Here is a 20,557-nt window from a genome sequence, read left to right as displayed (position 1 = left end):
GATGTTTCGCGCATGATCCCCGCCCGTGAGTGACGCGATTCCATCGAATGGCAACGTCGTCGTCGTTGGCGCATCGCTGGCAGGCCTGCGAGCCTGCGAGACGCTGCGCGAAGAGGGTCATACCGGCAACATCGTGCTCGTCGGCGCCGAAGGTCACCTGCCGTACGACCGGCCTCCGCTGTCGAAGGAGATCCTCACGGGCAAATGGGACGCCGACAAGACGCTGCTTCGCCACGGCAAGCTCGACGATCTCGATCTGGACTTTCGCCGCGCGACTCGTGCCGCCGCGCTCGACGTCGCGAATAAAACCGTCACGCTCGTCGGCGGCGAGAGTCTCGCGTTCGACGGCCTCGTCATCGCCACGGGCGCGCGCGTACGGCGCCTGGAGATGGCCGAAGGCTTCGAGAACGTCCACTACCTGCGCACGCTCGACGACGCGCTTTCGCTGCGCGCATCGCTCGAAGCGGCGGCGGTTCGAGGCGCACCGCGTGTTGCCGTGCTCGGTGCGGGTTTCATCGGGTGTGAAGTCGCGGCTTCCTGTCGCGAGCGCGGGCTCGACGTGACGATGATCGAGCCTCTTGCGGCGCCGATGGTGCGCGCCCTGGGTCGCCACATCGGAGGACTTGCGTCGCGGATGCATCGCGATCACGGCGTCGATCTTCGCTGCGCGACCAGCATCTCCGCCATCGAAGGCGACGGCCGCGTCGAACGATTGCGCTTTCCCGACGGCCGCATTCTTGCGGTGGATGTGCTCATCGTCGGCATCGGCGTGGTCGCCGAGACATCGTGGCTCGAAGGCTCGGGCCTCGAGCTGGAGGACGGCGTCGTCTGCGACGAAAAATGCTCGGCGGCCCCTGGCATCGTCGCGGCCGGCGACGTTGCGCGCTGGAAGAGCCTGCGCCGCAGCGGCTTTCGCGTGCGCATCGAGCACTGGGTGCACGCCGGGGCGCAAGGTCGCGCCGCGGCGTTGCGCCTGATGCGAGGCGCCGACGGTGTCGAGCCTTACGATCCCATTCCCTACGTGTGGACGGACCAGTACGGCGTCAAGATCCAGATGGCGGGACATCCGTCGCCGGACGACGAAGTGCATCTGGTAGACGGGGAGTTCGAGGAGTTCCGCTTCGTCGCGCTGTTCGCGCGACAGGGGAAGCTCACGGGCGTCATCGGGATGAAACGCCCGCGCCTGGTGATGGGCTACCAGGCGATGCTCGAAGAGGGTGCGACCATCCAGCATGCGCTGGCGAACAAGCCGGCGTGACGGAGATCGCCCGATCGAGCGCAATCTCGCCGGGCATCGGGTCCGGATCTCGCCCGGTTTGCGCAGAATGCGCGGTTCACGACGCAGCGCACCACGCCGGGTTGGAATGTCCCCGTTATCGCCTAAGATGATCCGACTGTGCTTCCGGTACTGCTGAAGATCGGGCCCATCACGATCTACAGCTTCGGCGTGTTGATGGCGCTCGGCTTCTATTTCGGCTCGAGCGTCTCCGTCAAGGAATTCGAGCGCCGCGGCGGTGACGGCGAGCAGATGTGGAACCTGCTCGTGTGGGTGTTCCTCGCCGGGCTCGTCAGCTCGCGCGTCCTTTCGATCTTCAACAACCCTGCAGCGTTCGCCGAGGCACCGATTTCCGAGCTTCTGGCCGGCTCCGGCTTCGTCTGGTACGGCGGGTTCCTTGGCGGCGCCGCGGCGGCGTGGATCTTCGGCCGTCGCTACGGCCTCGGCTTCACGACCCTTGCCGACTGCTGCGCGCCCGGCTTGATGCTCGGACAGGCTCTCGGCCGCATCGGCTGCCACGTTGCCGGCGACGGGGACTGGGGCACGGTGACGACGCTGCCGTGGGGCGTCGCCTACACCAACGGCATCGTGCCGTGGGACCACGAGCCGGGCGTGCTCGTGCACCCGACTCCTCTATATGAGGCGGCGGCCTACTTCGCCGTCTTCCTGTTCTTGTGGCGCTGGCGCCGCAGCAATCCGCCGCTCGGCGCGATGTTCGCGGTCTACCTGGTCGGCAACGGGTTTTTCCGTTTTCTCGTCGAGTTCATCCGGATCGAGCCCAAATTCGCGTTCGGGCTGTCGGAGGCCCAGCTCATCGGCCTTCCGATGGCGATCGTCGGCGCGCTCTGGCTCGTCCGGCTTCGCGGGCGCGAGGGCGCTCCTCGTATCGAAAGGAGCGAGGCAGCCGCGGACCCTGGCGTCGTGTCGCCGGGAGCAGGGATGCGGCGGTGAGGGGCCGTCGGCTCGCGGTCGCGATTCTGCTTGGCGCGACGCTGATCGCGCCGCTGGCGATGATTGCGGGCGGGTGTCGATCTTCCGGACCGCCGGCGCCGCCGGCTGTCGGAGACCTCGCACCGGACTTCGTGCTGCAGTCGTCCGCCGGCGTCACCCGCAAGCTGTCGAACTACCGCGGCAAGGTCGTCCTCGTGAACCACTGGGCTACCTGGTGCCCGCCTTGCATCGCCGAGCTTCCGGTCCTCGACAAGCTCGCGAAGGACTACGCGGACAAAGGCCTGGTGGTGCTCGGGGTAGCCGGCGACGACGACTCGCGCGCGGTAACCGATTTCCTCGCCCGGCAACCGGTGCATTACGAGGTCCTGTTCGATCCCGGCGGTGCCATCGGCACGCAGTATGGTATAACCGGCTATCCAGAGACGTTTTTCGTCGATCGCGAAGGCCGCGTGCGCAAGCAGATCATCGGACCGGTGCCCGCCGAAGGCGCGCCGTCCCGGGCCGAGTTCCAGGGCATGGTCGAAAGCCTTCTCGGAGGCTGAGATCGACGGACACTCGAGGTTGGCGGACAGGCACGCTGGCGCTTGTCCCAAGTTGCGCAGGGCCGCAAGGATCCGCAGGGCCGGTGGTGGTTGAGGTGAGGGGCAGATGATCCGCGTTCACGGAGTGTCCAAGAGCTGGGGCGGCTCGCGTCACGCCCTCGTCGACATCTCGTTTCGCGTCGCCGACGGCGAGTTCACCGCGCTCACGGGCCCGAGCGGCTCCGGCAAGACCACACTGTTCCGCATCCTGATCGGCGAGGTCGTGCCCGATGCCGGCAGCGTCGTCGTCAACGGCCGCAACCTCGGACGCCTGGATGCCGGCGGAATCGCCGAGCTTCGCCGCGAGCTCGGCCTCGTGTTTGAAGAACCGCGCCTGATCGAAGGTCTGACGGTGATCGAGAACGTCGCCCTTGCAGCCCAGGTACGCGGAAGCACCCGCATCGATGCCCGTCGCCTCGCCGACGAAGCCCTCGAACGCGTGGGCCTCGACGACGCGTCGGGATGTTTCGCGCGCGACCTTTGCGCCGGCGAGAAGCAGCGCGTCGCGCTGGCCCGGGCGCTGGTCCACAAGCCGGTGCTGATCCTGGCCGATGAGCCGACGCTCGGCCTGGACCCCGACCAGGGGCTGCAGGTGCTCAGGATCCTGACCGAAGCGTGCGCCGACGGTGCGAGCGTGCTGATGGCGACCCATGACATGGAGGCGCTGTCGGTGGTGCGGGGCCGCGTGCTCGTGATGCACCGCGGCCGCCTGTCCGAAGAATCGCTTCTCGACGAGCTGCCGGCCTGAGCCGCCCCAGAGGCAGAACACCTTGGAATACTACTTCCGGCGCGCCCTCGACGGCATCAAGGCTTCGCCTGCCGCCTCCTGGGTTGCGGTCGCGAGCATCACCGCCAGCGTCCTGTTTGCCGGCGCGGTGCTGCTGATCACGTCGAACGCCTATCGTTCCGTCGTCAGCTGGGCTGCCTCCGGCATCGACGTCTCGCTCTACTTCCGTCCGGACGCGGGCGAAAAGGACGTCGTCGCGACGCGCACGCGCATCGAATCCGACTCGGCGATCACCGACATCCGCTACGTGAGCCAGGAGGAAGCCTGGCAGTTCCTCGCGCAGAACATGGATCACTCCTCCGATCTTTTGTCGGGACTGAATCCGTCGTTCCTTCCGGCATCGCTGGAGATCCGTCTCGACCGCTCGCTGAGCGACACCGACGTCGACACGCGCATCACGTCGTGGCGCGCGCTGCCGGGAGTATCGGACATCCAGTCCAGCCGCGCGGCGGTCGTCTCCGGAACGACGGCGGCCGACGTCGTGCGGTGGATCGCGTGGGCGCTCGGCTCGCTGACGCTGGTCGCTTCGCTGATGATCGTGCTGACGACGTTCCAGCTCGCGGCCTATACGCGGCGCGACGAGATGAACGTGCTGCGCCTGGTCGGCGCCGTGGGTCGCGGCTACTGGGGACCGGTGGTGCTGGCTGGTATCCTCGAGGGAGTCTTCGCGTCCGTGCTTGCGATCGGCGCCCTGTTCTTCGCGTTCGAAGCCGTCGCGACGCCGATCCGCCAGAACCTGCCGGATTTCGGCTCCAGGATCGCGTTTCTCGGCGCCCACCAGTGCCTCACACTGCTGGTCTGGGGCGCGCTGCTCGGCGGAGTCGGCAGCGCGATGGGCATGCGGCGGGTTTCCGAATGGCGCTGAAGCGCGGCGCTGCGATCGCAATGTGCCTGCTCGCGCTCGCCCTCTCGATGCCCGCCGCAGCGCAAACGGCGCCCCCGAAGACCGACTTCCGCCTCGAGCGCGCAAAAAAAATCCGCGACGAGATCATGCAGAAGCGCGCTCGCGCGCTGCAACCAGCGAAGCCGGTGATCCAGCGCGATCCGGTCGAGGACGCGCTCACGGATGCGCGCTCCCACGTGGCCGACCTCGATGCGCAGATCGACAACAACCACCACCGCAGCGAAACCAATGCCGCGCCGCGCGACAAGCTTGCTGCCCGCGCCGACGAGCTCGAGTCGGAGAAAACGAAGATCGACGAGCGCAATCGTGCGCGCATCGATGCCGTCTATCGAAGTGCCAAGCTCGGTGCGGGCGCGGCAGGCTGGAGCCCCGATCCTGCGGCCACTCGCCGCCTGTCGCGCTATCTCGCGTCGATCTCCGGCACCCAGTCCGGGGCGCTCCAGAAGATCCAGGTCGAGCAGGGAAGCGTCATCGCCTCTCTCGATCGAAGTCGCGCCGACGAAGCGGCCATCGCGGCTGAGCTTCGCGACCTCGAAGCGGCGCGCACCGAAGCACAGGCGGCGCTCGACCGCGCGCAGGCGGCTGTCGATGCGCGTGCAGGCGGCGGTGGCGGCGAAGCCGAAGAAGCGGCCAACGATGACGAGCAACGGGCGGCGGACGACGGTGCCGGCGACGACCGTGCGCCAAGCGGCAACGCTGCGGGCAGGGATGAAGCTGCGGCGACAATGGAGCGCGCCATCGCATCCGCCGCTGCTGCGCGCACTCGCGCGGGCACTGCCGATGCGGCAGGGCACAACGGCGCGGATTTCACCTGGCTCAACGGTGAGGCCCGCGACGCCGGTGCACCTGCCGACGGCGGCACGTCGCTCGAGGATGCCAGGCGCAAACTGCTTGCGCCGGCGGGTGAGGCGCCCGCTGCTCCCGCCGATTCGGCGCAGTCCGCGCGAGAAAAAGCGGCGCTCGAAAAGGCTGCGCAGGCGCGCGCGGCTCTCGATCGTCTTTCTGCGCAGAGGGCAAACCAGGATCGCGAGCCCGTCGCAGGCGCAGCGGTGGCTGCTGGACCAGCGGCGAGCGCAGGACCGGCAGCGCAGCCACTGCCGCCGCCGGCGGTTGCCACGGGAAAGCAGTCGCCGCCTTCGGCTGGTCCGGCAGCATCGAAGCCGGCGGCGGAAGACACGCGGATGGCGAGCGTTCCAGCCAAGCCGGCGGCGCCGCCTGCGGCCGACATCCGATCCGATGCGGCCAATCCGGAAGTGGACGAGGGACCGGCGGTGCTCGCGCCGAGCGGTGCGCCTCCTGCGGCCGCGCCGCCGCCCGACAACGCCGCTGCGCCGCCGAAGCGCGGCCTGCTGTCTCGTCTTTTCGGCGGCGACGATCGCGAGTCCGACAAATTCGCTGCCGCGCGCGGCACGCTCGCGGCGCCCGTTGCCGGCAAGGTCGTCGCGAGCTACGGACAGCAGCACAAAAGCGGCGCCGTCTACCACGGCGTGATCCTGCGGGCGACGTACGATGCCCCGATCAAGGCCGTCGCCGACGGGCGCGTGTCGTTCGTCGGACAGGTTCCGGGCATGGGCAACACCGTGATCGTCAGTCACGGCAACCGATATCACACCGTTTACGCAAGACTCGGCACGGTCCGCGTCAAGGACGGCGACCGGGTCAGCGCAGGCACCGAGGTCGGCGCCCTTCCCGACGACGACGCCGACATGCACTTCGAGCTTCGCGACAAGGGCCAGCCGATCGATCCGATGCCGTGGCTGAAAGCCGGCGTTCCCGGCTCCGCGCCTTGACGGCGCTGTTTTTCGACTTCTGCGGCGCTCACAGCTCCGATTGGCCGTCTTGCCCACCCCGATGCGGGAACCCGTGTTGTTCGGCAAGCCGGGTTTGCCTATACTCCGCGGGTGTTTCCGCCGAAGAACCGCAGGAATTTCTTTCTTTCCCTCGCTCTGGCCGGTGCTCTCGGGAGTATCCTGACTGCAACGGTCATTGCCGCCTCGACCACCTCCGCCAAGGACACGTACGAAGAGCTGGAGACTTTCGCGAGCATCCTCGCGATCGTGCAGCGCCACTACGTCGACGAAGTCTCGACGCACGACCTCGTCGAGGGTGCGGTCAAGGGAATGGTCGCTTCGCTCGATCCCCACAGCTCCTACCTCACGCCCGAGGGCTACAAGGAACTGCAGATCGAGACCCACGGTGAGTTCGGCGGCCTCGGCATCGAGCTGACGGTGCGCGACAACCTGCTGACCATCGTCACGCCGATCGACGGCACTCCCGCGTTCCGCGCCGGCATCAAGCCCGGCGACCAGATCATCAAGATCGGCGACGACATGACGATGGACATGCCGCTGCAGACTGCGGTCGAGAGGATGCGCGGCAAGCCCGGCAGCACGGTCAAGCTCAGCCTCAAGCGCAAGGGCGTCAACGACCTGGTCAATGTCGAGTTGACGCGCGAAGTCATCCACATCAAGAGCGTGCGCGGCGAGCACCTCGTCGACGGGCGCTGGGCCTACGTCAAGCTCACCGGCTTCCAGGACGGATCCAGCGACGAGCTGGTCGCGGCGCTCGACAAGCTCGACAAGGAAAAGAAGGGCGGGGTGGACGGAATCATCCTCGACCTTCGCTACAATCCGGGCGGATTGCTCACGCAGGCCGTCTCGATCTCCGATCTCTTCCTCGATGCGGGCCTGATCGTGCGCGTCAACGGGCGCTCGGAATCGCAGACGACGAGCTACTTCGCCAAGGCCGACGGCACGCGCCGCATGGTGCCGATGATCGTCCTCGTCAACGAAGGCTCGGCCAGCGCGTCGGAGATCGTCGCCGGCGCGATGCAGGACCACCGGCGCGCGCTGATCGTCGGCATCAAGAGCTTCGGCAAGGGCTCGGTGCAGACCATCCTGCCTCTCGGCGACGACACGGCGCTCAGGCTCACGACCGCGCGCTACTACACGCCGTCGGGTCGCTCGATCCACGAGCACGGCATCGATCCGGACGTGGTCGTCGAGGCTGCCAAGCCCGACGCGAACGCGAAGGACAAGGACGAAGAAACGCCGCATTCGCGCGACGAGTTCGATCCCGCGCACGATCCCCAGCTCAAGAAAGCCATCGAGCTGATGGGGACGTGGAAGGGAGAGGTTCCCAAGATCGGCGGCGTCGCGGGATTCACGTTGCCCGAGTCGGTCAAGGCGAAGACTGCCACCGCAGCGATCGGCTCTCCGGCAGCCGCAGCGGCGGCCGCGGCGAAGCCTGCGCCGGCCGCGAACTGAGGTCGTGTCCGCCGCCGCCGGCGACTTCGACGACGAAGCACCGCTGACGGTCGGCGAGCTGCTCGGCCTCGTGCAGGGCAACTTCGAGCGCGACTTTCCGCACCTGCTGGTTTGCGGGGAGCTGACCAGCGTCAACCGCGCGGCAAGCGGCCACCTGTACTTCACTCTCTCGGACGACGGCGCCTGCGTCGAGTGCGCGATGTGGCGCACCGACACGTTCCGCCTCGCGTGGAACCCGCGCCAGGGCGAAGAAGTCGTCGTGCGCGGGCGCCTCGGCGTGTTCGCGCGCAGTGGTCGCATGCAGCTTTACGCCAATGCGATGAAGCCGGTCGGCGCCGGTGCGGCGCAGGCCGCGCTGGAAGCTCTGCGTCGCAAGCTTGCGGCCGAAGGGTTGTTCGCAACCGAGCGCAAGCGACCCCTGCCGTGGCTTCCGGCAGTCGTCGGCGTCGTGACCTCGCGCGGAGGCGCCGCGCTGCACGACATCCTCGTGACGCTGAAGCGGCGTTTTCCCGGCGTCCGCGTCGTGCTCGCATCCACGGTGGTGCAGGGCGCCGAAGCGCCTCGCGGCATCGTCGCCGCGTTGTCGCGACTGGAGTCGTTCGGTCTTTGCGACGTCGTGATCGTCGGGCGGGGAGGCGGCGCGAGCGAAGACCTGGCCGCGTTCAACGACGAAGCCGTCGTGCGTGCGGTCGCAACGTTTCCCGTGCCGGTGGTTTCGGCGGTAGGGCACGAGGTCGACGTGTCGCTGTGCGACCTGGCGGCCGATCATCGCGCGGCAACGCCTACGGCTGCGGCCGAAGCCGTCGTGCCTGTACGCCTCGAGCTTGCCGCGCAGCTCGCGAAGAGTTCCCTTCACCTTCACGAAGCGATCCAGCGGCGCCTGGCAGGCCTTCGCATGCACGTCGACGCTCGCGGCGGCCGGCTTCGCCACCCGGCGGCGCGCATTGCCGACATTCGCCAGCGGGCCGACCGCTGCGCGATGCTGCTCGAGCGGGCGCTGCGCGCCGGCATTGCCGCTCCGGTGCGGCGGCTGGCCCAGCTCGCCTCGAGCCTGGATGCACTGAGCCCGCTTGCGGTGCTCGAGCGCGGCTATAGCCTCGCCACCGTCGGCGGCGCGATCGTGCGCGACGCCGCGGAAGTTTCGGTCGGCGACCGCATCGAGCTGCGATTTCGCCGCGGCCGCGCCGGTGCCGACGTCGTATGGCGCGAGCTCGCGGCTGCGATGCCGCTCGATGCGGCGGAGCCGGCGCGCGAGCAACTCGACGGCGACCAGACGGGCCACCCGGAACCGGAGGAACAGGAACGATGACGAAAGGTTTGAGAATCGTCGCTGTCACGTCGCTGCTCGCCTGCGCCGTAACAATCGGAATGGCCGTGCATGACGCCCGCGCAGAGATGGACGGAGAGCCGGCCCAGCATCTGCCGTACTACGTCGTGATGGATCCTCCCATCGTCTATCCCGGCGCGGTGATCCGACTCCAGGTGCGGCCACCGGCGGGAGCAGGCGGCGGAACGGTAACCGTGGCCGGCCGCCGCTACCTCGGTCAGATCGAGGACGGCATGTTCGTCGTGTATTTTGCCGTCGACATCGACACGCTGCCCGGGCCATACGAGATGACGTACGACGTCGGATCGCGCCACGGCAGCCGCGTCGTGACGGTGCGCCCGCGTCGCATGGACGACGAAGCGCGCAACGAAAGGCCGATATCGCGCGACGACCTCGCCCTCGAGGATCTGGCGCGCTCCAATCCGCGGCTCGTCTCGCTGTGGAACCGCATCACGCTGGACCGCTACTGGAACGGAGCCTTCGAGAGCCCGTCCAGCGGACCGATGGTCGCGACGTTCGCGATGCGCAGGACCAGCGAAGAAAGCCTCGGCGATCCTCACACTGGCGTGGACCTGGCTGCCCGCCCCGGCAGCGACATCGCCGCGTCTGCGCAAGGCATCGTCGCACTGGTGGCCGACGTTCCGGGATCGAAGATCGTCGTGCTCGATCACGGCCTCGGGCTTTACACCTACTACGCCGGCCTCGGGGACGTGTACGTGAGCGAAGGAGACTGGGTGCACCACGGCGCGCCGATCGGCCGCATGCCGGCCAATTCGCGCGCGGCGCTGCATTTCGGTGCCCGCCTGGCCGGTGCCCAGGTCGATCCCACGAGCCTGCCGGGAATCACGCTTCGCGTTCCCGAGATCAGCGGCGAGCACCACGCGCCGAAAGAAGAAAAGGACAAGAAGAGCGACTACGACTTCTGAGCGCCGGGCGCTTCGCAGTCAGCAGCTTTTGCCGATGTTCGAAACGAGGCTTCGCAGTCGCATCGACGGCGTGCTGATTGCCGGGGGCAGGTCGCGGCGCTTCGGCGCCGACAAGAGGCACGCCCCGTTCGGCTCGACATCGCTTGCCGGCCGCAGCCTGGCGCTGCTGCGCGCCTGCGCCGACGGCGAGGTCTTCGTCGCGGGTCGCGGCGCATTCGAACGACCGGCGGCCGTGACGTTCATCGAGGATGCCGGTTTTGGCGCGGGGCCTCTCGGCGGCCTCGTTGCAGCGTTGCTGCATGCGCGAGCCGGCGTGCTCGTGCTCCCGTGCGACGTTCCGCTGCTGCGGCAGGACACGCTCAGCGCAGTGGCTGCGCTCGGCAGGCGCAGCGGTCGCACCGTCGTCGCTCGCAGCAGCCGCGGCATCGAGCCCCTGGTCGCGTATTATCCGAGGAGCGCTTTGCGGCAGCTTGCCGCTGGGCTAAGGGAGGGCAACAGGGCCTTGCACCGTCTCCTCTCCCGGCTGGCTCCGCTCGTTGTCGAGGCCGGATCGGGCGGCGAGCTGGCCAACGTCAATCGCCCCGCAGACCTGGAAGCGGCAGCGAGGCTGCGGCAAGGCCACGAAGACGTACGATGGGCAAAGTGAGCAAGAAGGGCGACGCGAACCGGGGCGCACCGGACTTCGAGCAGGCGATGGCCGAGCTCGAGGAGACCGTGCGTCGCCTCGACGCTGGTGAGCTGCCGCTCGAAGAGTCGCTCGCCACGTTCGAAAAGGGCATTGCGCTGGTGCGGGCGTTGCATGCCCGCCTCGATGCCGCGCAGATGCGCATCGACGAGTTGACGAGGCGTCCCGACGGCACGGCGTCGCTGGCTCCGCTTGCAGCGACCGCTCGCCGCTCCCTCCTCGAAGAGGAGACCGAGGTTGTCGACGAGGAAGATCCGGACGACGAGGATCCCGAAGACGTTCGATGACCGGTGCCGCGACGCGAAGCCGTGTGACAGTCGCCGACCTTGCCTCCTCGATCGAGGACGCGCTGTCGCAAACGCTGCCGGCGCTCGAGCCGGCCGGCGCATCGACGTTCGGGGTGGACCGGCTCGTCGATTCGATGCGCTATTCGCTTCGAACGCCTGGAAAACGCATTCGCCCGCTGCTGCTGCTGGCGGTGGCCGAGAGTCTCGGAACCGAGTCGTCGCGCCTCGTGCGCTTTGCCGCCGGACTCGAGATGATCCACGCGTATTCGCTGATCCACGACGATCTTCCCGCGATGGACGACGATGATCTTCGCCGCGGAATGCCGACCAACCATGTCGTTTACGGCGACGGGATCGCGATCCTCGCCGGCGATGCGCTTTTGACCGAGGCCTTCGTCGTGATGCTGGAGCCGGTTTGCGAGCCGGCGCTGCAGGCGCTCGCGATCGGTGAAATCGCGCGTGCGGCCGGGCGCGAAGGAATGGTCGGCGGTCAGGCGGCCGACCTCATGGCCGACGGGCTCGACGGCCGCGCGGATGCGCGGGCCGCTGCCGGCGACGTGGAGCTGCTGCACGCGATCCACGCGCGAAAAACCGGGGCCCTGCTGCGCGCGTCGGCGCGCGTCGGCGGCCTGCTCGCCGGCGCCGGCGAAACGGATCTGCAGAGCCTGACGCGCTTCGGCACGCGCTTCGGGCTCGCGTTCCAGATTGCCGACGACATCAAGGACGAGATCGCTCCGACCGTCGTTACCGGAAAGCGCGAAGGCGGCGACCGGCAGGCCGGCAAGCTGACGTACCCCTCGCTGTTCGGCGTGCCGCGATCCCAGCAGATGCTGCGCGAAGAGCTGGATGCGGCGCTCGCCGAGCTTTCGTCGTTCTCGCGCGATGCCTCACTTCTCGTCCAGGTTGCCACCGAGGCCGTCGCTCCGGCCCTTGCTCATCCCGGAGCCTGAGCTGGCTTCCCGCGTTCGCGCCGACGAGCGTCTCGTCGCGCTCGGCCTTGCCGCCTCGCGCGACGAAGCCCAGCGTCTCGTGCTCGCGGGCCTGGTCCTGGACGGCACGCGGCGCGTCGACAAGGCCGGCGAGCAGGTAGCGGCCGATGCCTTGCTCAGCGTGCGGGCGCGGCGCCGCTTCGTCTCACGCGGCGGCGAGAAGCTCGATGCCGCGCTCGAGCATTTTGCCATCGATGTCCGCGAAGCCGTCTGCCTCGATGCCGGCTGCTCGACAGGCGGATTCACCGACTGCCTGCTCCAGCGCGGTGCCGCGCGCGTGTACGCAGTGGACGTCGGCTACGGCCAGTTCGCGTGGGCGCTGCGGCGCGATCCGCGCGTCGTGCTGATGGAGCGTACCAACGTCCGCAGCCTCGATGCATCCCCGCTCGCCGCGCCTCCGAACGTGATCGTTGCAGATCTGTCGTTCGTCTCGCTCGCCGGCGTGCTGCCGCACCTCGTGGCGATCGCCGCGCCGTCAGGTTGCGACTTCGTTCTGCTCGTCAAGCCGCAGTTCGAGGTGGCTTCGGCGCAGACCGAACGCGGGATCGTCGTCGACGAGGAATCAAGGCAGTCGGCGCTGCGCGGCGTAGAGACTGCAGCCGCCGGGCTTGGGCTGGAGCTTCTGGGCTCGATGCAGTCGCCGCTTCGGGGCGCCGACGGAAACGTCGAATACCTGCTGGCCGCGCGCTCGGGGCGATCCTGACGCGGCGACGAAGCAGCGGCCCCGCGTCGGCGCTGAAGAGGATTCATTCGCAGTGCCGCCGCGCGGCGGATGAATCCTCCTCCGGCGCCGTGTCACCGCTACGAACGCCGGTCGAACAAGGACGATGCGGGGGACTGGCAGGCTGCGGAAAAGCCCCTCGGTCCGGGGTTTCCCCGCAACCCTAGTTGAACGTCCCCTGGTCGGTCAGCACGCAGTGCGACACCGTGCGTGAAGCGCTAGCCGAGCACGAAAGCTTGAACACAACGGAAGCCGAGCTGCTCGACGGTGTATAGTCGCCTCCGAGCGCGATCGGTCCCTTCGACGAGTTTTGATTGTTGCTGAGAAGCATCGAGTCCGACGTGTCGACGTTCTTCGACGTCGCTCCCTCGAAGGCATCGAGGCTGCACGATACCGAGCCCTGGCCGCCGGCATACGGCACGTTGACGGTCGCGTTGGCGAGGTACCGGTCGCCGCCGGTGATCGGCGCCGACGTCGCGATCACGGTTGGCGTGGTGCCGATCGATACGCTGTTGCATTTGGCCGCGGCGCCGTGCGCGGAGCGCCCGTCATGGCCCGGGTTTCCCTGCAGTCCCGGAGGTCCCTGGGAGCCCGGAGGTCCGGGCACTCCGTCATGGCCGTTGACGCCGTTGGATCCTGGATTGCCCTGGGGACCCGTCGGCCCGTTGCCTCCTCCCGGTCCTTGCGGGCCTCGCGGTCCCTGGGGACCTTGAGGACCTGTCGGGCCGGTGATGCTGTCGCCCTGGGGCCCGATCAGGGTCGTGCCGACCGCGAGATCGAATGCTCCGCGATACGGCGTGCCCGAATTGGTCAGGCCCTGGTACGTGACTACCTCGAGCAGGTGATTGCCCATCATGCGGGTGAATCCGACGGGCAATGTGATCCCGATCGCCGTGTCCGACCAGGCGAGGCTCGCTCCGGCACCGAGCAGTGACGTGTCTGCGAGGTTTACGTCCCCCTTGGTGGCGCCGAAGTTGTGGCCGGTGATGTTGATCGCGAGGATCTCGACGAGGCAGGCCTGGCCGGGAGAACAGTTGGCCGGCGGAGTCACCGATGCGCTCGCGCTGGAGATCCAGACCTGTCCTGAAGATTTCGAGATGAGCTGGGCGTCGCTGGCGGTTGCAGCGGCGAACACCGAAGCGATGACAGCGAGTACGGCAGCGCGCCACCCTGGCCCGGGGCGATTGCACATGGAGATAGTCCTCCTTCTTTTTTTGGCGGCCGGCGCGCAGCGTCCCTCCGCTGCGCTGCCGCGCCGCCGTGTGTGAACTGCGTCCCTTCTTGTCAGCCCACGAACACGTCGGTAGTGATGTTGCGGCTGCGTCGTCAAGCGACGGGTCGCGCGTCCAATTTTGCGAATTGTAAGCGAGGATCGCGCGTCGCTCGTTCGCAATACGATCCGCGTACCAGACGAACGCGAAAATGACTCGCGATTTTTTGCGCGAACGGGGACTCGCGTCTCAGGTCGGCGAGCTCGGTTTTCGTCGCGGGCGAAATGTCTGCGACACTCGAACGGGCGACGATGCTCGTCGCCGTGCAATGGCTACAGGCGGGGGATCAGCGCAATAGGGACGAACGCGAAGTCGCGGACACGGACTCTCGAGAAACGCGGAAACAGGTACGTATGTGGATGGGACGGCCGCGAAGTTCGCCCGTCCGGTTGCGGCGCGAACCCGACGGAGGCAATTTGACCGGATCGCGCCGCCGCAGGGTGGCGCATCACGGCCATGACTCTCGACGACTTTCAGCGGGCTCTGCTCGACCCCACTTCCCCGATTCCCGCCAGCTGGCCCGGCGGCTGGAAAGGCGTGCTGCTGCTTTTCCTCGTCCCGGTCGGTGGGGGAATTCCGGCGGGTGTGCTGATGGCGCACGCGCGCGGCATCGCGTGGCCGCTGATGATGTGGCTCTACTTCGTGTCCGACGTGATCCTCGCGATGGTGTTCGAGCCGATGCTCAAGATGATCGGGGCGCTCGGCCGCTCTGTTCCGGCGCTTGGGCGCATCGTCTCGGCGGTCCGGACAGCGGCGCGCCAGTCGGCGGCCCAATACGGCGACGGGCGAAGCGTGCTTGCCCTGGTGCTCGTCGCTTTTGGCGTCGATCCGATGACGGGGCGCACTGCCGCTGCGGCAGCCGGGCACGGCTTCATTCCGGGCTGGGCCATCGCGATCACCGGCGACATGTTCTATTTCGCGCTGCTGATGCTGATGACGCTGTGGGTCGGCAGCGCCGTCGGCGACGACCGCCTGACGATCGGCATCATGCTGGTCGTGATGTTCGTACTTCCTGCGCTGCTGCGCCGCCGGCGCGGGGTGACCGCGACTGCGACCGCAGGCAGGCCGCCGGGCTGATTTCTTCGCGCGCTATCCGAACATCGCCGCGTGGTAGTGATAGATCATCGACGCCACTACTGCCCCCGCTGCCAGCCCCATCCACGGCATCTCCGACAGCACGAGGTGATTGCGCCCCGTCGCGATCGCGACGAACGGCAGCAGCGACGTCTCATCGTAGAACTCGGCCAGCTCCGGCTCCGTCGCGCGCTTGCGCGCATCCTGGTGCATGCAGCCGGCGAGGCCGACGACAAAGATGCCGCCGAAGAACAGCACGTCGTTGGCAAATCCGTTCAGCACCGTGTGCGCCAGCGCCCAGATCCCGATGCTCATGAACAGCGGATGGCGCGTGATCCGGGTCAGGCCGCGCGCTCGCGTGGTTGCACGCGGCCCCACGCTGGCCGGGCTCGGCTGCACCAGCGCCGCGATCGCCATCGTGAAGAACACCCACGAGACCATCATCGCGACGACGTGAACCACCGCATACGCGCGAAGGTTCCACAGGAAGCCGCCGCCGTGCAGATCGCGGAGCCACACCCGGACCAGCGGTACGAAGGTCGCGAACGCCACGAGGGAGTAAATGGCGAGATACGGTCCTTGTCCGATCGTGGCGACGAGGCGAGGCCGCACCCGAAGTGAGGACAATCCCATGTGGGTTGCGGCAAATGCCAGGGCCCAGAACACGATCCACGCAGCTGCGGTCATGAGTTTCCCCATCGATTGCGCGACGTTTTGACTTCCCCGCCACGCGGCCATAGCCTCGCCCGACTCCTGAGGAAGTGCGATGGCAAGAGTAACCGTAGAAGACTGCCTCGAAAAGGTCGACAACCGCTTCCTGCTTGCCACCGTGGCCGTCCGCCGCGCCAAACAGCTCCTGCGCGGTGCGCGTCCCCTGGTGGAGACCGATAACAAGGAAGTCGTCACGTCGCTGCGAGAGATCGCTGCCGGCGTCGTTTCACCGATTTCCGATCCGTCGGCGGGCGGCTGAGTCCCAGGCAGCGCCGTTACCGCGGCGGCCCAGGCATCCGCAGCCGCGACGGCAGCAGGTGGCTCGATGGCCGCGCGTAAACCCGCCTCCGACAAGTCCGCACCCGCCAAACGGGACTCCGGCAAGTCCGGCTCCGACAAGCTCGTCTCCGCCAAGCCGTCTTCCGGCAAAAAGGACCGTACTGCGTCCAACGCGGCCGCGAGGCAGCCCTCCGCCGCCGAGGGGCCCGAGCACTCCGCCTCCGACCCGAAGCCGGCGCCGAAGACCCGCGCTCGCGCGGCCGCGCAGAAGCCGGCCGTGACCACGAAGGGAAACAAGCCGGCGCCCGCCGCCGGGCGCCGCGCCGATGCCCCTGTCGCACTCTCCGCCCACGATGCCGCCGCGGCCCACGCGGGCCACGACGACCAGGTCGACGAGGAAGCGTCGGTCGACGCGGAGGTTTTCTCCGACGAGTCCGGCATGGAGCCCGAGGTGCTCGAGTCCGAAGTGCTCGACGCGCACTTCGGCGACGAAGCGGCTCCCGACTCCACGGACGAGATCGAAGTGCGCGCCAATGACGAAGCCGTTCCTGCGCGCGCGGACCATTCGGCACTGGCGCCGAGCGACGCGCTGTCGCGCTACCTCGCCGAGATCCGCACCTATCCCGTGCTGACGCGCGAGCAGGAGCACGAGATCGCGGTACGTTACTTCCATCACGCCGACAGGGACGCGGCCGTCAAGCTGATCACGGCCAACCTGCGGCTGGTCGTCATCGTCGCGCGCGAGTACCAGAGGGCGTTCCACAACCTGCTCGACCTCATCCAGGAGGGCAACGTCGGACTTCTCGAGGCGGTCAAGCAGTTCGATCCCTATCGCGGCGTGCGCTTTCCGTCGTACGCGGTGTGGTGGATCCGCGCCTACGTGATCCGCTACGTGATGAACAACTTCCGCCTGGTCAAGGTCGGTACGACGCAGGCGCAGCGGCGCCTGTTCTTCAACCTGAGGAAGGAAAGGTCGCGCCTCGAGTCCCTCGGCTTTACTCCGTCGACGCGGCAGATCGCCGAGTCGCTCGGGGTCAAGGAGAAGGAAGTCATCGAGATGGACCAGCGCCTGGCGACTTCGTCGGAGGTGTCGGTCGAGACTCCTCTCGGCCACGACGGCGGGCCGGGAACGATGCTCGACGTTCTTCCGGCGCCGGGAGCCAGCACCGAGGACGACGTCTCCGAAGGCGAGTTCTACGCGCTGATGAAGGGCAAGTTCGAGGAGTTCGGCAAGGGCCTCAAGGGCCGCGAAGCCGAGATCTACCGGGAGCGCCTCGTCGCCGAGGATCCCCTGACCCTGCAGGAGCTCGGGGACCGTTACGGCGTCAGCCGGGAAAGGGTGAGGCAGATGGAAGCGGGCGTGAAGAAGAAGCTGCGCGAGTACCTGGTCTCCCAGGTGCGGGACCTGGACGAGGAAATGGTGCGCTGACCGGCCGCATGGTAGGCTTTGCCCGCGTGTACGACCATCTTTCCGCGTCGCTGGTAGTGATCGGCAACGAGATCCTCTCCGGCAAGGTCATCGACACCAACACGCCGTTCCTGGCGCGCGAGCTTCGAGGCATCGGCGTCGCGCTGGAGCGCGTCGTCGTCATCCCCGACGAGCTCGAGCAGATCGCGACCGAGGTTGCCGTCTTCTCGCGGCGCTATGACGTCGTCTTCACGTCCGGCGGAGTGGGACCTACGCACGACGACATCACGATGGACGGCGTCGCGGCGGCGTTCGGGCGTCCGCTCGTCGAGCACATCGAGCTTCGCCGCGCGATCGAGAGCTTCGTCGGCAATCGCCTCAATGCCGCGCACCTGAAGATGGCGCAGATTCCCGAAGGTGCCGAGCTGATCGTCGACGACAAGCTCGCGTTCCCGACCGTCGTCGTCGAGAACGTCTACATCCTCCCGGGCATTCCCGAGCTGTTCCAGACCAAGGTGCTCGCTCTTCGCGACCGCATGCGCGCGCGGCCGTACTTCCTGCGCCAGATCCTGGTGTGCGAAAACGAAACCCGCATTGCCGAGTTCCTCAACGCGACGCTGCTCGCGTTCCCGGAGCTGTTGCTCGGCTCGTACCCCAAGCTTTCGGATCCCGACTATCGCGTGCGGCTTACGCTGGAGAGCAAGGACGAGGCTTACGTGGAGCGGGCGCTCGCCGATCTGGTCGAACGGCTGCCGGCGGGCTGCGTCTTTCGCGTCGAGAGTTGACGCGACGACGAAAACGGTCTGGCGGCTCGGGCACGAGGGCGCTCTTGCTGCGGGCGCTGGCACTGGCACAGTAGAGGGATGGAACCGCGCCCCATCCGGGCCAGGCGGTTCCAAAAGCCTCGGCCCGCAGGGGCGCAGGCGGTTCCAAAAGCCTCGGCCCGCAGGGGCGCAGGCGGTTCGAAGAAGAAGAAGAGGAAGAACCGGCGCAAGGCCGGCCCGGCCCGGACATCGAAGGGGCCGGTGAGGATGTGGAGCGGAGGTAGAGACATGAACAAGCGTACGATCGTTCGGCTGGCGGCTTCGATTGCCGCGGCTGCTGTGCTGGCGGCTCCGATGGCGGCTCAGGCGCACGAGTCCCAGACCAAGCAAGCGAGCTCGGACTTCGGCATCGGGCTGGTCGCCGTGCTCGCCAACATCGTCTACATGCCGGTGAAGGTCACGTATGGCGTGCTCGGCGGGGTGACGGGCAGCTTTGCCTACGTGCTCTCGGGTGCGAACCGCGAGGTGGCCGACGGGGTGTGGGTGCCTTCTCTCGGCGGTGACTACGTGCTGACCGCCGACATGATGAGCGGCCGCGAGCCGGTGCACTTCAACGGCGTCCGCAGCAGGCCCGGCTCCGAAACGAGGGACGGCCTGGCCTCGGACGACCACTCGGCAAGCTCCGGCAGCACGTTCTGAGCCTTCCTGCGTCTGACCTGCCCGGGGTTGTCTGGCGCAAGGGGACGGGCTAACTTCGCGCTTCGGTCGTGCCGGGGCGCCGCAGCGTCCGCGCGCGAACACCAGGCTTCGAGGCCGCGGCGGCCCGATCCAGGCTGCGCTCCGGTGTCCGGACCACTTTTTCCCAAGAGGACTATATGAAAAACCAAGCACGTCTTTTCGTCGTCGCCGCAGCCGTGGTCGCGGTCGCAGGCATTTCCGGCTGCGACCAGATCGCCGGCTACTTCCGTGCCAGGAGCGCGGCCGTCAAGTGGGACGGGCCGATCGAGGAGATCGCCTCCGCGGACCTCACCAAGGACGGCAAGGTGTTCACGATCAAGATGGAGTCGCGCATCGATGCGACGCCCGACAAGGTGTGGGCGGCGATGAAGCATCCCGAGATGCTTTCGAAGAACAGCGACCAGTACAAGAAGAGCGACATCCTCAAGGACGAGGGCAACCACAAGGAGCTCGAGATCCACGTGATGGCGCTCGACAACCTTCAGCAGCTCACCGTCTCGATGGATTTCGACGATGCGACCAAGACGCTCCACCTGAAGACGCTGACGTCGACCATCGCCGACATCGACGGCACCTACTCGCTGACGCCTTCGCCCGACGGGCAGAAGACGCTGTATGTGTACAACGCGAAGCAGACCGACAAGGTCGCGCTGCCGATCTCCGAGGACGTGCAGCGCAGCGCGATCAAGGAAAGCTTCGTCAACCAGGTGCGCGCGATCAAGAAGCAGATCGCCGCGGGCTGATTCTTTCCTGCGAAGGAAACCCTCGAGAGGCCGTTCCCGCAGGGGAACGGCCTCTCGCGTTTTCGGGGCATTCCGGGAAGGCAAGCAGCGCGCGAAGCGGAGCCCCATGAAAATTTCCCAGGCCGAATTCCGCGCCGGCGCGGCCACCATTGCCTCGCTGCCGCCGGCCCGGCACCCCGAGATCGCAGTGTCCGGCCGCTCCAATGTCGGCAAGTCGTCGCTGCTCAACCGCATGACCGGTCGCAAGGGGCTTGCGCGCACGAGCCGCACGCCGGGCTGCACCCGCGGCCTCATGTTCTTCGACATCAACGACGCGATGACGCTGGTCGACCTTCCCGGCTATGGTTACGCGAGCCGCTCCCAGGCCGAGCGCGCGACGTGGAAGAAGCTCGTCGAGCACTACCTCTCCACGCGCGAGGAGCTGGCGGGAGCGCTCGTGCTCGCAGACGTTCGGCGCGGTCCGGAAAAGGAAGAGCAGGAGCTGGCCGAATATCTCGAGTCGGTGGGCGTCCCGTACGCGATCGTGCTGACCAAGACCGACAAGCTCAAGCGCTCGGCGCTGGCGTCGCAGACCGCGGCGATCCGAAAGATGGTCGCGCCGGCGATCGTCCTGCAGACCTCGTCGGAAACCGGTGCCGGCATGGACGAGGTGTGGCGCTGGATCCGCGCCGCGGTCGAAAGCGAGCCCGAGGTCGGCGGCGAGTGAGCGCGCGGCCGCAGCGAGCCGGGAGACATTTGCCGGTCGCGGACCCGCGGAGGCTTCTCCATCAGGGCGCTGGTTTACTTCTGACCCGTTCGTGATTACCCGTAGCGGTCGCCGACCCGCCCGCCCACCAGTTGGGCCGTGCAGGCCGTCCCCGAGAGCCTCC

At 67.7% G+C, this 20,557-nt stretch carries 22 protein-coding genes; 20 read left to right on the top strand and 2 right to left on the bottom strand.

Annotated features, from left to right (window positions below):
• The first annotated feature begins 25 nt into the window (after nt 1-25).
• From VGK20_05310 to VGK20_05250, 13 genes are all read left to right on the top strand, one after another.
• Complete coding sequence (locus tag VGK20_05310) at nt 26-1,258, top strand: FAD-dependent oxidoreductase (protein HEY2773451.1); 1,233 nt, start codon at nt 26-28, stop codon at nt 1,256-1,258.
• Between the two features lie 138 nt (nt 1,259-1,396).
• Nucleotides 1,397-2,227, top strand: coding sequence for a prolipoprotein diacylglyceryl transferase (locus tag VGK20_05305; GenBank protein HEY2773450.1), 831 nt, complete (start codon nt 1,397-1,399; stop codon nt 2,225-2,227).
• On the top strand, nt 2,224-2,769 hold the full coding sequence (locus VGK20_05300; GenBank protein HEY2773449.1) for a TlpA disulfide reductase family protein: 546 nt from the start codon (nt 2,224-2,226) through the stop codon (nt 2,767-2,769). Before VGK20_05305 ends, VGK20_05300 begins: the two co-directional genes overlap by 4 nt.
• A gap of 106 nt (nt 2,770-2,875) precedes the next feature.
• A complete protein-coding gene (locus VGK20_05295; protein ID HEY2773448.1) occupies nt 2,876-3,556 on the top strand; it encodes an ATP-binding cassette domain-containing protein in 681 nt (226 codons plus the stop codon).
• A gap of 22 nt (nt 3,557-3,578) precedes the next feature.
• Nucleotides 3,579-4,460, top strand: a complete 882-nt coding sequence (locus VGK20_05290; GenBank protein HEY2773447.1) for a permease-like cell division protein FtsX — start codon at nt 3,579-3,581, stop codon at nt 4,458-4,460.
• Entirely contained in the window at nt 4,451-6,289 is a 1,839-nt protein-coding gene (locus VGK20_05285; protein ID HEY2773446.1) for a peptidoglycan DD-metalloendopeptidase family protein, read from the top strand. The genes VGK20_05290 and VGK20_05285 overlap by 10 nt, the downstream gene beginning before the upstream one ends.
• A 111-nt stretch (nt 6,290-6,400) precedes the next feature.
• Entirely contained in the window at nt 6,401-7,765 is a 1,365-nt protein-coding gene (locus VGK20_05280; GenBank protein ID HEY2773445.1) for a S41 family peptidase, read from the top strand.
• 4 nt (nt 7,766-7,769) lie between these two features.
• A complete protein-coding gene (gene xseA / locus VGK20_05275; protein HEY2773444.1) occupies nt 7,770-9,074 on the top strand; it encodes an exodeoxyribonuclease VII large subunit in 1,305 nt (434 codons plus the stop codon).
• Nucleotides 9,071-10,018: a M23 family metallopeptidase gene (locus tag VGK20_05270; GenBank protein HEY2773443.1), complete on the top strand. Its 948-nt coding sequence runs from the start codon at nt 9,071-9,073 to the stop codon at nt 10,016-10,018. The genes xseA and VGK20_05270 overlap by 4 nt, the downstream gene beginning before the upstream one ends.
• A 34-nt stretch (nt 10,019-10,052) precedes the next feature.
• The gene (locus VGK20_05265) at nt 10,053-10,664 is read left to right on the top strand and encodes a molybdenum cofactor guanylyltransferase (GenBank protein ID HEY2773442.1); all 612 of its coding nucleotides are present in this window, start codon (nt 10,053-10,055) and stop codon (nt 10,662-10,664) included.
• A complete protein-coding gene (xseB, locus tag VGK20_05260) occupies nt 10,652-10,990 on the top strand; it encodes an exodeoxyribonuclease VII small subunit (GenBank protein HEY2773441.1) in 339 nt (112 codons plus the stop codon). Before VGK20_05265 ends, xseB begins: the two co-directional genes overlap by 13 nt.
• A complete protein-coding gene (locus VGK20_05255) occupies nt 10,987-11,940 on the top strand; it encodes a farnesyl diphosphate synthase (GenBank protein HEY2773440.1) in 954 nt (317 codons plus the stop codon). The genes xseB and VGK20_05255 overlap by 4 nt, the downstream gene beginning before the upstream one ends.
• Complete coding sequence (locus tag VGK20_05250; GenBank protein HEY2773439.1) at nt 11,921-12,682, top strand: TlyA family RNA methyltransferase; 762 nt, start codon at nt 11,921-11,923, stop codon at nt 12,680-12,682. The genes VGK20_05255 and VGK20_05250 overlap by 20 nt, the downstream gene beginning before the upstream one ends.
• Before the next feature lie 181 nt (nt 12,683-12,863).
• On the opposite strand, the gene VGK20_05245 is transcribed toward VGK20_05250, so the two are convergent.
• Complete coding sequence (locus VGK20_05245; protein ID HEY2773438.1) at nt 12,864-13,835, bottom strand: hypothetical protein; 972 nt, start codon at nt 13,833-13,835, stop codon at nt 12,864-12,866.
• A 592-nt stretch (nt 13,836-14,427) separates the two neighbouring features.
• On the opposite strand from VGK20_05245, the gene VGK20_05240 reads away from it, so the two are divergent.
• Nucleotides 14,428-15,048, top strand: coding sequence for a hypothetical protein (locus VGK20_05240; protein ID HEY2773437.1), 621 nt, complete (start codon nt 14,428-14,430; stop codon nt 15,046-15,048).
• A gap of 12 nt (nt 15,049-15,060) precedes the next feature.
• Here VGK20_05240 and VGK20_05235 read toward each other — a convergent pair whose 3' ends face one another.
• A complete protein-coding gene (locus VGK20_05235; GenBank protein ID HEY2773436.1) occupies nt 15,061-15,732 on the bottom strand; it encodes an NnrU family protein in 672 nt (223 codons plus the stop codon).
• A 79-nt stretch (nt 15,733-15,811) separates the two neighbouring features.
• On the opposite strand from VGK20_05235, the gene rpoZ reads away from it, so the two are divergent.
• The 6 genes from rpoZ (at nt 15,812) to yihA (ending at nt 20,394) form a co-directional block, all read left to right on the top strand.
• Nucleotides 15,812-16,015, top strand: a complete 204-nt coding sequence (gene rpoZ, locus VGK20_05230) for a DNA-directed RNA polymerase subunit omega (protein ID HEY2773435.1) — start codon at nt 15,812-15,814, stop codon at nt 16,013-16,015.
• 66 nt (nt 16,016-16,081) lie between these two features.
• The gene (locus VGK20_05225) at nt 16,082-17,464 is read left to right on the top strand and encodes an RNA polymerase factor sigma-32 (protein HEY2773434.1); all 1,383 of its coding nucleotides are present in this window, start codon (nt 16,082-16,084) and stop codon (nt 17,462-17,464) included.
• A gap of 8 nt (nt 17,465-17,472) precedes the next feature.
• Nucleotides 17,473-18,228 carry a molybdopterin-binding protein gene (locus VGK20_05220; GenBank protein HEY2773433.1) on the top strand — a complete coding sequence of 252 codons (756 nt, stop codon included), beginning with the start codon at nt 17,473-17,475 and terminating at the stop codon, nt 18,226-18,228.
• A 267-nt stretch (nt 18,229-18,495) separates the two neighbouring features.
• Nucleotides 18,496-18,906: a hypothetical protein gene (locus VGK20_05215; GenBank protein HEY2773432.1), complete on the top strand. Its 411-nt coding sequence runs from the start codon at nt 18,496-18,498 to the stop codon at nt 18,904-18,906.
• Nucleotides 18,907-19,082: 176 nt separating this feature from the next.
• The gene (locus VGK20_05210) at nt 19,083-19,688 is read left to right on the top strand and encodes an SRPBCC family protein (protein HEY2773431.1); all 606 of its coding nucleotides are present in this window, start codon (nt 19,083-19,085) and stop codon (nt 19,686-19,688) included.
• A gap of 106 nt (nt 19,689-19,794) precedes the next feature.
• Nucleotides 19,795-20,394, top strand: a complete 600-nt coding sequence (gene yihA, locus VGK20_05205; GenBank protein ID HEY2773430.1) for a ribosome biogenesis GTP-binding protein YihA/YsxC — start codon at nt 19,795-19,797, stop codon at nt 20,392-20,394.
• Nucleotides 20,395-20,557 lie beyond the last annotated feature (163 nt).

The organism is Candidatus Binatia bacterium (genome assembly GCA_036493895.1).
In the GTDB taxonomy this organism is placed as follows: domain Bacteria; phylum Desulfobacterota; class Binatia; order UBA1149; family CAITLU01; genus DATNBU01.
The sequence above is the reverse complement of the archived record's forward strand: the minus strand, read 5'-3'. Positions and strand labels throughout refer to the sequence as shown.

Coding starts and splice junctions, on each gene's coding strand:
- VGK20_05295 (HEY2773448.1), top strand. CDS start 2,876: ATGATCCGCGTTCACGGAGTGTCCAAGAGCTGGGGCGGCTCGCGTCAC.
- VGK20_05285 (HEY2773446.1), top strand. CDS start 4,451: ATGGCGCTGAAGCGCGGCGCTGCGATCGCAATGTGCCTGCTCGCGCTC.
- VGK20_05270 (HEY2773443.1), top strand. CDS start 9,071: ATGACGAAAGGTTTGAGAATCGTCGCTGTCACGTCGCTGCTCGCCTGC.
- VGK20_05265 (HEY2773442.1), top strand. CDS start 10,053: ATGTTCGAAACGAGGCTTCGCAGTCGCATCGACGGCGTGCTGATTGCC.
- xseB (HEY2773441.1), top strand. CDS start 10,652: ATGGGCAAAGTGAGCAAGAAGGGCGACGCGAACCGGGGCGCACCGGAC.
- VGK20_05255 (HEY2773440.1), top strand. CDS start 10,987: ATGACCGGTGCCGCGACGCGAAGCCGTGTGACAGTCGCCGACCTTGCC.
- VGK20_05240 (HEY2773437.1), top strand. CDS start 14,428: ATGACTCTCGACGACTTTCAGCGGGCTCTGCTCGACCCCACTTCCCCG.
- VGK20_05235 (HEY2773436.1), bottom strand. CDS start 15,732: ATGACCGCAGCTGCGTGGATCGTGTTCTGGGCCCTGGCATTTGCCGCA.
- rpoZ (HEY2773435.1), top strand. CDS start 15,812: ATGGCAAGAGTAACCGTAGAAGACTGCCTCGAAAAGGTCGACAACCGC.
- VGK20_05225 (HEY2773434.1), top strand. CDS start 16,082: ATGGCCGCGCGTAAACCCGCCTCCGACAAGTCCGCACCCGCCAAACGG.
- VGK20_05220 (HEY2773433.1), top strand. CDS start 17,473: ATGGTAGGCTTTGCCCGCGTGTACGACCATCTTTCCGCGTCGCTGGTA.
- VGK20_05215 (HEY2773432.1), top strand. CDS start 18,496: ATGAACAAGCGTACGATCGTTCGGCTGGCGGCTTCGATTGCCGCGGCT.
- VGK20_05210 (HEY2773431.1), top strand. CDS start 19,083: ATGAAAAACCAAGCACGTCTTTTCGTCGTCGCCGCAGCCGTGGTCGCG.
- yihA (HEY2773430.1), top strand. CDS start 19,795: ATGAAAATTTCCCAGGCCGAATTCCGCGCCGGCGCGGCCACCATTGCC.